The 10,019-nt window shown below is 59.9% G+C and carries 7 protein-coding genes; 5 read left to right on the top strand and 2 right to left on the bottom strand.

What is annotated here, in order from left to right; genetic code table 11:
• Positions 1-272: 272 nt before the first annotated feature.
• The gene (gene pta / locus JHD62_RS20345) at positions 273-2,351 is read right to left on the bottom strand and encodes a phosphate acetyltransferase (RefSeq protein WP_199104412.1); all 2,079 of its coding nucleotides are present in this window, start codon (positions 2,349-2,351) and stop codon (positions 273-275) included.
• Positions 2,352-2,376: 25 nt separating this feature from the next.
• Positions 2,377-3,570, bottom strand: coding sequence for an acetate/propionate family kinase (locus tag JHD62_RS20340; protein ID WP_199104411.1), 1,194 nt, complete (start codon positions 3,568-3,570; stop codon positions 2,377-2,379).
• A gap of 666 nt (positions 3,571-4,236) precedes the next feature.
• On the opposite strand from JHD62_RS20340, the gene JHD62_RS20335 reads away from it, so the two are divergent.
• The 5 genes from JHD62_RS20335 to JHD62_RS20315 all read left to right on the top strand — a co-directional run bounded on the left by JHD62_RS20335 (position 4,237) and on the right by JHD62_RS20315 (position 9,725).
• Positions 4,237-5,346 carry an aromatic ring-hydroxylating dioxygenase subunit alpha gene (locus tag JHD62_RS20335; protein ID WP_199104410.1) on the top strand — a complete coding sequence of 370 codons (1,110 nt, stop codon included), beginning with the start codon at positions 4,237-4,239 and terminating at the stop codon, positions 5,344-5,346.
• Positions 5,347-5,359: 13 nt separating this feature from the next.
• A complete protein-coding gene (locus JHD62_RS20330; protein WP_370541103.1) occupies positions 5,360-5,941 on the top strand; it encodes a hypothetical protein in 582 nt (193 codons plus the stop codon).
• Between the two features lie 34 nt (positions 5,942-5,975).
• Positions 5,976-6,845 (top strand): DMT family transporter, encoded by an 870-nt coding sequence (locus tag JHD62_RS20325; RefSeq protein WP_370541102.1) that lies wholly within the window; start codon positions 5,976-5,978, stop codon positions 6,843-6,845.
• A 145-nt stretch (positions 6,846-6,990) separates the two neighbouring features.
• Positions 6,991-7,347: an STAS/SEC14 domain-containing protein gene (locus tag JHD62_RS20320; RefSeq protein WP_045847976.1), complete on the top strand. Its 357-nt coding sequence runs from the start codon at positions 6,991-6,993 to the stop codon at positions 7,345-7,347.
• A 59-nt stretch (positions 7,348-7,406) separates the two neighbouring features.
• Entirely contained in the window at positions 7,407-9,725 is a 2,319-nt protein-coding gene (locus tag JHD62_RS20315; RefSeq protein ID WP_199104409.1) for a Tex family protein, read from the top strand.
• Positions 9,726-10,019 lie beyond the last annotated feature (294 nt).

Here is a 10,019-nt window from a genome sequence, read left to right as displayed (position 1 = left end):
CCCCCCCCCCCCCCCCCCCCCCCCCCCCCCCCCCCCCCCCCCCCCCCCCCCCCCCCCCCCCCCCCCCCCCCCCCCCCCCCCCCCCCCCCCCCCCCCCCCCCCCCCCCCCCCCCCCCCCCACCCCCCACCCCCCATCTTACTGTTCGTCGGCAGCGTCAGATGTGTATAAGAGACAGGACCTGTATTGGCCTGGTGATCATGCAAAAATGAAAAAAGCCGGTGCCCAGCAAGCATGTCCTTGCTGGGCACCGGCTTTTGCAAGCGGTGCTTGCTTAGCGCTTGTCCGCCTGAATGGCCGTCAGGGCGATGGTGTAGACAATATCGTCCACCAGCGCGCCGCGCGACAGGTCGTTCACCGGTTTGCGCAGGCCTTGCAGCATGGGGCCGACGCTGACCACACCTGCCGAGCGCTGCACCGCCTTGTAAGTGGTGTTGCCGGTGTTGAGGTCCGGGAACACAAACACGGTGGCGCGGCCGGCCACGGTGCTGTCCGGGGCTTTCTGGCGGCCGACCGACTCTACGCTGGCGGCGTCGTATTGCATCGGGCCGTCGATTTCCAGGTCCGGGCGCTTTTCCTTGGCGATGCGGGTGGCTTCGCGGACTTTTTCCACGTCCGAACCGCTGCCGGAGCTGCCGGTGGAGTAGGAAATCATCGCGACGCGCGGCGGAATGCCAAAGGCGGCGGCGGAGTCGGCGGACTGGATGGCGATGTCGGCCAGGTCTTCCGCGGTCGGGTCCGGGTTCACCGCACAGTCACCATAAACCAGCACCTGTTCCGGCATCAGCATGAAGAACACGCTGGAAACCAGCTTGGCTTCCGGGGAGGTCTTGATCAGCTGCAGGGCAGGGCGGATGGTGTTGGCGGTGGTGTGTACCGCGCCCGATACCAGGCCGTCCACTTCGCCCAGTGCCAGCATCATGGTGCCCAGCACTACATTGTCTTCCAGCTGCTGTTCGGCCATCGGTGCGTTCAGGCCTTTGCCCTTGCGCAGTTCCACCATGGGCTGGATGTAGTTGCCGCGTACTTCATTGGGATCGAGGATTTCGATCGAAGCGGGCAGGGTGACACCCTGGGCTTCGGCAATCTGTTCGATCTCGGCGCGGTTGCCAATCAGCACGCAATGGGCAATGCCCTTTTCCTGACAGATGGCGGCAGCCTTGACGGTACGCGGCTCGTTGCCTTCCGGCAGCACGATGCGCTTGCCGGCGCGGCGGGCCTTTTCCATCAGCTGGTAGCGGAAGGCCGGTGGCGGCATGCGGTGTTCGCGCGGCGCGCCGACATTGCGCTTGAGCTTGTCGGCATCCAGATGCTCGGCTACGAAGTCGATTACCCTCTCCATGCGCTCCAGGTCGTCCGCCGGTACCTGGCGGCTCATATTGCTGAGGAAGCTGGCGGTTTCGAAGGTGTTGTGCGTGGTGGACATCACCGGCAGGCCGCTGGTGAAGGCCTGGTGGCACAGTTGCTGGATGCGCGGGTCGGGCAGCGAGTCGCAGGTCAGCAGCAGGCCGGCCAGCGGCACGCCGTTCATGGCGGCCATGGAAGTGCCCAGCACGATGTCTTCGCGATCGCCGGCGGTGACAATCAGCGCACCGGGCTTGAGCAGATGAACCACATTGGGCACGGTGCGGGCGGTCACCGCCATGCTGCGCACGCGGCGGCGGCTGATCTGCCCGGCGTGCAGCACACGCGCTTGCAGGTAGTGGGCCACGTCCAGCGTGCGCGGGGCCAGCAGCTCCGGCTCGTTGGGAATGGCACCAATCATCGGCAAGCGGTTTTTGTGCAGCAGGTTGCCGGCTTCCTGGATTTCCATCGCCAGTTGCTGGGCGTTCTGTTCCTTGGACAGACGGTTCAGGATATAACCTGCCACATGGCCGGGCTGGGCGCCAAAGGCTTGTACGCTCAGCTCCAGTTGCTCGGCAATTTCATGGCTGGCCAGTTTGTCGGCGGCGGTCACCAGAATGGTTTGCGCTTGCAGGTTGCGGGCAATCTTGGTGTTGAGGAAGGTGGAGAACACCTGTTTCTGGTCCGGTACCAGGCCTTCCACAATCATCAGGTCTACATTGTGCGAGGCTTGCTGGTAAAGCGAGACCACCTCTTCCATCAACTGGTCGATTTCACCTTGCGACAGCAGGTGTTCCACCCGTTCCATCGCCAATGGTTCCGGCGGGTTCAGGTGGCAGATGGCGCGGGCAAAGTGGGTGGAGCGCTCTGGCGAGCTGTCCGCCCCTTGGGCGATGGGTTTGACAAAACCCACGCGCAGGCCGGATTGCTCCAGCGCGCGGATCATGCCCAGCGCTACCGAGGTGAGTCCGGCATCAAAGCCGGTCGGTGCCAGGAAAAAAGTATGCATGCTTCGGACTCTTTCTTGGGCTGCCTCAGACAGACAAGCCCGCCAGCTGGGCGGTGTCCAGGGCAATCATCAGTTCTTCATCGGTGTTGATCACCAGGGCAGGCACGGAGTCGGCAGTGGTGATGCGGCCAGCCTTGCCGCGAATGCACTCTTCATTGGCTGCTTCATCCAGCTGCAGGCCCAGAAAGCCCAGCTGCTTGATGACACGGGCGCGCAGGTAGGACGAGTTTTCGCCAATGCCGCCGGTAAACAGCACGCCGTCCAGTCGGCCCAGTGCCACGGTAAGGGCGGCAATGTGCTTGGCCAGGCGGTAGCTGAAAATATCCAGTGCCAGGATGGCTTCGGGCTTGCCGGCCATGGCGGCGTCTTCCAGTTCGCGGCAGTCGCTGGACAGCTCGGACAGGCCCAGCAGGCCGGATTTCTTGTTCAGCAGGTCGGTCACGCCGTTGACATCCAGGCCCAGTTCGGAGGCCAGGTAACCAAAGATGCCCGGGTCGATGTCGCCGGAGCGGGTGCCCATCACCAGGCCTTCCAGCGGGGTCAGGCCCATGGTGGTGTCCACGCTCTTGCCACCCTTGATGGCTGCGGCGGATGCGCCATTACCCAGGTGGGCGCAGACAAAGGCGGTTTCTTCCAGCGGTTTGTTCAGCAAACGAGCCGCTTCACCAGTGACAAAGCGGTAGCTGGTGCCATGGAAGCCATAGCGGCGCACGCCATGCTCGCGGTACAGCTGCATCGGTACGGCATACAGGTAGGCCTGCTGCGGCATGCTCTGATGGAAGGCGGTGTCGAATACGGCAACCTGCGGCAGGCCGGGGAATTGCTGCATGGCAGTACGGATGCCCAGCAGGTGGGCCGGGTTATGCAGCGGTGCCAGTTTGGCGCATTTCTCGATTTCGGCGATGACGGTGTCGTCGATGACTGCGGAGGCCTTGAAATGCTCGCCACCATGTACCACGCGATGGCCAACGGCCTTGACGCTGTCCAGCAAGTCCAGCTCGCGCAGGCGGGCAATGATGGCATGCATGGCAGCAGCATGGTTGGCTTCGCTCAGCGTCTGGCTGTCTTTCTGGCCGGCGTGCTTGAAGCTGATCTGGCCTTGTTCCAGGCCCAGTTTCTCGGCCAGGCCGGTCAGGATGGCTTGGTGAGAGGCGGTGTCGATCAGGGCAAATTTCAGCGAGGAACTGCCGCAGTTGATAACGAGAATGCTAGATTTCATAGGCACTGGGATCGTAAATGACAAAAAAGGGGTCCGTGGGGAAAATCACTGCATCAATCCGGTAAATTGGCCATATTAAAGGTTATGACTGTGTCGGCCTGATGACTGGTGGTGCAGCTGACGGGCTCCTCTTGATTTTCCTTTGGTCGGCATGAACCGGGCGGCGATTATCCGGTGCGCCCTGGCACTCGGCAATAAGGGATTTACCTTGCGCTCGCGCCTTGCTGCAACATGATCCGGCCGGCTATGCCGCTGCTGGTTTCTGCCTTCACCCGCTGGCTGTGGATGTTGGTAAAAGCAGCGAATGGTACCGGCTGTCACGTTTCAGCTTGTCCCTGGCACTTGGGCCGGTTCAACCGTGCGGCGAGTATAGCATACCCATCATCAAGTGCTGATGTTGCTTTGCACAATTTGAGCTAAAGCAATGATTTACATGATGGCTGTTGCTGAAAATGTGCCAACGCCTGCGAAAAAGCCGGATATTTTGTCGATGTGGCCTTTCTTCCTGCTAAAAATAGCTTGCCCCCCCTTCCGGGGCGGGGCATAATCCCGGCCTCGAAAAGCAGGGGCTTGGCCCTTGTTTTCATTATTGTTTTGATGGTTCCGTAAACTCGTTTAGCGAGATTCGGCTGGTCTTATATCTTCTTCCACGGAGGTGTGGGAATAATGTCTGATCTGGCTTCTTCGCAGATGCTGCAAGCATCTGCTGCTCAGCTGCCTATCTATACCTACTTTGATCCGGCTCATTACGAGCTGGAGCAAAAACAACTGTTTGCCACTGCTCCGCAGTACTACGGCCATGCGCTGATGGTGCCCAATGAGGGCGACTATCACACGCTGGAATGGCTGGGCCATGGCAAGATGCTCAAGAATGTGGGCGGTGAAATCAAGCTGATTTCCAACGTCTGCCGCCATCGTCAGGCGCTGATTTATCAGGGTCGCGGCAATGGCAACCACATGGTGTGCAATCTGCATGGCTGGACTTACGACGCCGAAGGCAAGCTGCTGGGCGCGCCGCATTTCCCGCAAACGCCTTGCCTGAACCTGAATCAGACGCAACTGACCAACTGGAACGGCTTGCTGTTTGATGCCGGTCGCGACATCGCGGCCGATCTGGCGCAGCTTGGTGTGGCCAAACACCTGGATTTCTCCGAGTTTGCCTTCCATTCGACGCATACCACCGAGTATGACTTCAACTGGAAGACTTTCATCGAAGTCTATTCCGAGGACTACCACGTCGATCCCTTCCATCCCGGCCTGGGCAATTTTGTCGATTGCGCCGAGCTCAAGTGGGAGTGGGGTGCGCAGTATCACGTGCAGACCGTGGGCGTGAAAAACCAGCTGGCCCGTTCCGGTTCGCGCGTGTATGGCAAGTGGCACGAGGAAGTGCGCCGCCGCTTTGCCGACCGTCAGCCCGAATTCGGCGCCATCTGGCTCACCTACTACCCCAACATCATGGTGGAGTGGTATCCGCATGTGCTGGTGGTTAGTGTGGTGATTCCGCGTGGTCCGGAGAAATGCACCGTCATCACCGAGTTCTACTACCCGGAAGATGTGGTGTACTTCGAGCCGGAATTCGTCGAGGCAGAGCAGGCCGCCTACTTCGAAACCGCCAAGGAAGACGACGAAATCTGCTATCGCATGCACCAGGGCCGTCGTGCGCTGTGGCTGCGTGGCGAGAGCGAAGTGGGGCCGTATCAATACCCCACCGAGGAAGGCATGCAACACTTCCACGAGTTCTACCGCCGCATGATGGGCGATGCCATGGCTGGCTAAGCCGGGTGTTTCAGTGCAGAATGGCAAAGGCGCGGGTTTCCGCGCCTTTTTCTTTGTCTTGATGACAATGCACTGGCAAAAACATTTACTCATTCTCAGTCTTGGCCTGTTGAGTGCTCAGGCGCTGGCCAGCGCTTATACCGACCCGGCCAGCAAGATCAACTTCACCTTGCCGCCCGGCTGGAAGGTCCGCAGCGTGGTGCAGGAAGGCGTGCGCGTCATCAAGGTGATTCCGCCCAAGGCGGACCAGCGCGAGCGCGCCGCCATTGAAGTGACCCTGCAGGAGTACAAGGCCACCCGCGCCGACAGTCCGGAGCGCTTGCAGCGCCGCTATCGACAGGCGGACGGTGATCGCGAGGCAGCCTTGTATGCCCGGCTCAACGCCCATACCGGGCGCCTGGTGACGGAATATCGCGAAGGTCGTTTCGTTTCAGGGCGTTTGTGGATTGTGCGGCATAATCTGCATGTCTTTCTTCCCACGCCGGGCAAGCATTTGCTGGAGGCACGCTGTGCAGCCAATGCATCGGAATTCAAAACCTATCGTCATCAGATGGAGTTGATCTGTCTTTCCGCCAACAGTACCCGCAAACCATGATTTGTATTTCTTGTCTTTCGTATCGGAGCCGGTCGTGAGCGCGGCTTTTGTCATGCGTTTGCGCCGCGGGCAGCTGGGTGCGGGCTGGATGGTGGTGGCTGCCGCCTTTTTTGCCTGGATGGGGGTGTTCGTCAAGGCGGGTGCGCAGCATTTCAACTCCATCGAGCTGCTGTTCTGGCGTACGTTGATCGGCACCGTCATTCTCGGTGCCGGCATCCGCTGGCGCGGACTGTCGCTGTCCACTCCGCACTGGCTGGGGCACATCAAGCGCAGCTTTGTCGGCTATCTGTCCATGTCAGCGCTGTTTTATGCGCTCACCCATTTGCCGCTATCCACTGCGGTGACACTCAATTACACCTCCTCGCTGTTTTTCTCGCTGATTTGCGTGGTCAAGCTCAAGGACAAGCTGTCGCGCCCGGCGGCGCTGGCCTTGGGGCTGGGTTTCCTGGGTATCGTCCTGCTGCTGCGGCCTACCTTCAGCTCGGATCAATGGCTGGCTGGCGTGGTGGGCCTGTTATCTGGCGTATCTGCCGGTTTTGCCGTGTTCCAGGTGCGGGAGCTGGGGCAAATGGGCGAGCCGTCGTGGCGGGTGGTGTTCTGGTTTTTCGCCATTGCCAGCTTGTTCGGGCTGGTTTGGCTGCTGCTCGGGCCCGGTTTTTCACCGGTGCATGCCGGAAATATATCAGCCTTGCTCGGCGTGGGCGTCTGCGGCATGTTGGGGCAGCTGGCCATGACCATGGCTTACAAGGAAGGGCGCAAATACCTGGTAGCCAGTTTCGCCTATCTCACCGTGGTGTTCTCGGCCTTGCTGGGCGTCTTGCTGTGGGGTGATGCACTGGGGCCGGATGCCTTGTTGGGCATGGGCTTGATCGTTGGGGCTGGCATGTTGGCAGCACTGCGCTGAATCATGCCAAAAACATGTCACTCCTTGACGGTTGTCAGCAGAAACTTCCCCGCGGCGCACTAGAATGCAATCATGATCACGCAATTGAAGCTGGCGTGGTTTCATCAACAATAACAGGCAGGACTCACACTTTAGGAGATGCAGCATGATTTCTATCCGCGAACAGGATTATGGTCTGGATGTGGCGCTGTTCAATGAATTCTCGCTGGCAGATTTCAAGCTGTTTGAAGATGCGCTGGTCAAGCGCGTTGCCGAACAAGGCAAGCCGGACGTGCTGCTGGATCTGACCGAGCTGGTGGACTTCACCCTGGATATGGCAGTAGAGGAGGTCAAGTTCGTGCGTGCGCACGAGCAGGACTTCGGCCGTATCGCGCTGGTGGTGAGTGATGTTTGGATCAAGCTGGCCGCGCACATTGCCGGCCTGCTGTCGCACAACCACCTGGAGTATTTCGACACGGTGGAAGAAGCACAAGCCTGGCTGGCCCGGCCGGTTGCTGCTTGATTTTGGACTGAATGGCGGTACAGTAGCGGTTTTTGTTCAGCACGAAAGAATAAAAACCGATGTTGAAAAGCATAGCCAGCCGTCTTGCTACTGAACTGGCCGTTCGCGAGAACCAGGTGGCGGCCACCATCGAACTGATCGACGGTGGTGCCACCGTTCCCTTTATTGCCCGCTACCGCAAGGAAGTCACCGGCGGGCTGGATGACACCCAATTACGTACGCTGGCCGAGCGGCTGGTGTATCTGCGTGAGCTGGACGATCGCCGCGACAGCATCCTCGCCAGCATTCGCGAGCAGGACAAGCTCCCCCCCGAACTGACTGCTGCGCTTTACGCGGCCGACAACAAGACAGCGCTCGAAGACCTTTACCTTCCCTACAAGCCCAAACGTCGCACCAAGGCACAAATCGCCCGTGAAGCCGGCTTGCAGCCGCTGGCTGACAGTCTGCTGGCCGATCCCACGCAACAGCCGGAAGCATTGGCAGAAGGCTATCTCAATGCCGAGGCTGGTGTGGTTGATGTCAAGGCTGCACTGGATGGCGCGCGTGCCATCCTGATCGAGCAGTTTGCCGAAGATGCCGAGCTGCTGGGTCGCCTGCGCGAAAAGCTGTGGAACGAAGGCGAGCTGGCTGCCAGCGTGGTGGCAGGCAAGGAGCAGGAAGGTGCCAAGTTTGCCGACTACTTCGACCATCGCGAAGCCATTCGCGCCACGCCATCCCATCGTGCGCTGGCTTTGCTGCGCGGTCGCAATGAAGGCGTGCTCAGCCTGGCATTGAAGTATCAGCCGGATGAAACCCCGATTACCGAGCGTTCCGCTTACGAATTGATGATCGCCCAGCGCTTCGGCGTGCAAGACAAGGGCCGCGCTGCCGACAAATGGCTGCTGGATGGTGTCCGTCTGTGCTGGCGCGCCAAGAGCTTCCTGTCGCTGGAACTGGAGCTGATGGGCAAGCTGAAGGAAGCCGCAGACGGCGAGGCCATCAAGGTGTTTGCCGATAATCTGCACGACCTGCTGCTGGCGGCACCAGCCGGCCAGCGCGCCACCTTGGGCCTGGACCCGGGCTTGCGTACCGGCGTGAAGGTGGCTGTAGTGGATGGTACCGGCAAGGTGCTGGACACCACTGCCATCTATCCGCACGAGCCACGCCGCGAGTGGGACAAGTCCATTGCCATTCTGGGTGCACTGTGTACCCGTCACAATGTTGACCTGATTTCCATTGGTAATGGCACGGCCAGTCGCGAAACCGACAAGCTGGCACAGGACCTGATCAAGGCTTACCCGCAGTTGGGCATGACCAAGATCGTGGTGTCCGAGGCTGGTGCGTCGGTGTATTCGGCTTCCGAGCTGGCAGCCAAGGAATTCCCCGATATGGATGTCAGTTTGCGCGGTGCAGTTTCCATTGCCCGCCGCCTGCAAGACCCACTGGCCGAACTGGTGAAGATCGATCCGAAATCCATCGGCGTGGGTCAGTATCAGCATGACGTCAACCAAAGCCAGTTGGCGCGCGCGCTGGATGCTGTAGTGGAAGATTGCGTGAATGCCGTGGGTGTCGACGTGAATACCGCGTCTGTTCCGTTGCTGACCCGCATCTCCGGCCTGAATGCTACCTTGGCTGCCAATATCGTGGCCTATCGCGATCAGAACGGCGCATTCAAGAACCGCAAGCAACTCTTGAAAGTGCCGCGTCTGGGCGACAAGACATTCGAGCAAGCAGCCGGCTTCTTGCGTATCAGTGGTGGCGACAATCCGCTCGATGCCTCGTCGGTACACCCGGAAGCCTACCCGGTGGTAGAAAAAATCGTCGCCAGGCTAGGGCGCGAGGTGAAGTCTTTGCTGGGGGATTCGGTGACGCTCAAATCAGTCAAGGCAACTGACTACACCGATGAACGTTTTGGCCTGCCCACCGTCATGGACATCCTGAAGGAGCTGGACAAGCCGGGTCGCGACCCGCGTCCGGAGTTCAAGACCGCCACCTTCCAGGACGGTGTCGAGGACATCAAACATCTGCAACCCGGTATGGTGCTGGAAGGGGTGGTCACCAATGTGGCCAACTTTGGAGCCTTTGTGGATATTGGCGTGCATCAGGATGGGCTGGTTCATATCTCCGCACTGTCCAGCAAATTCATCGACGACCCGCGCAAGGTGGTGAAGGCGGGTGATGTGGTCAAGGTCAAGGTGCTGGAAGTCGATGTGGCGCGCAAACGTATTGCCCTCACCATGCGCCTGAGTGACGAAGTAGGTGCTGGCACCCGCGCCGGGCGTGCTGACAATGCCCGTTCTACTGGTGAGCAGCGTAACCGCCCATCACAGGGTCGTGCGCAACAGCCTGCTGGCGAGTCCGCCATGGCTGCGGCATTTGCCAAGCTGAAGCAGCGCTGATTACACGCTTAACATATATATGTAAGTCACCAAGCCCGGCCCAGCCGGGCTTTTTGCTGCCTGTATCGGCGGCGAAACCAGCTTTTTGCGCCAGTTTCCCTCGTGGGTCAGCGTCAGGAAGGACGCCAGTGCGCCGCTGGCTGTGCACCCGCAGCAAAACAGTCATGAAACCCGAATTTCATAAAGTATTACCGTTCAGTGACTTAGCGCGCAGCGGGATGGAATTTTGGCAAAACCTGCAGATTTCTTCGCACAAAGTGTTGACGAGGGTGGGTCAGGGCGGTATAGTTCGCC

It is taken from the genome of Aquitalea sp. ASV11, from assembly GCF_016429185.1.
GTDB lineage: Bacteria > Pseudomonadota > Gammaproteobacteria > Burkholderiales > Chromobacteriaceae > Aquitalea > Aquitalea pelogenes.
This window is presented reverse-complemented; position numbering and strand designations above follow the sequence as displayed.

Coding starts and splice junctions, on each gene's coding strand:
- pta (WP_199104412.1), bottom strand. CDS start 2,351: ATGCATACTTTTTTCCTGGCACCGACCGGCTTTGATGCCGGACTCACC.
- JHD62_RS20340 (WP_199104411.1), bottom strand. CDS start 3,570: ATGAAATCTAGCATTCTCGTTATCAACTGCGGCAGTTCCTCGCTGAAA.
- JHD62_RS20335 (WP_199104410.1), top strand. CDS start 4,237: ATGTCTGATCTGGCTTCTTCGCAGATGCTGCAAGCATCTGCTGCTCAG.
- JHD62_RS20320 (WP_045847976.1), top strand. CDS start 6,991: ATGATTTCTATCCGCGAACAGGATTATGGTCTGGATGTGGCGCTGTTC.
- JHD62_RS20315 (WP_199104409.1), top strand. CDS start 7,407: ATGTTGAAAAGCATAGCCAGCCGTCTTGCTACTGAACTGGCCGTTCGC.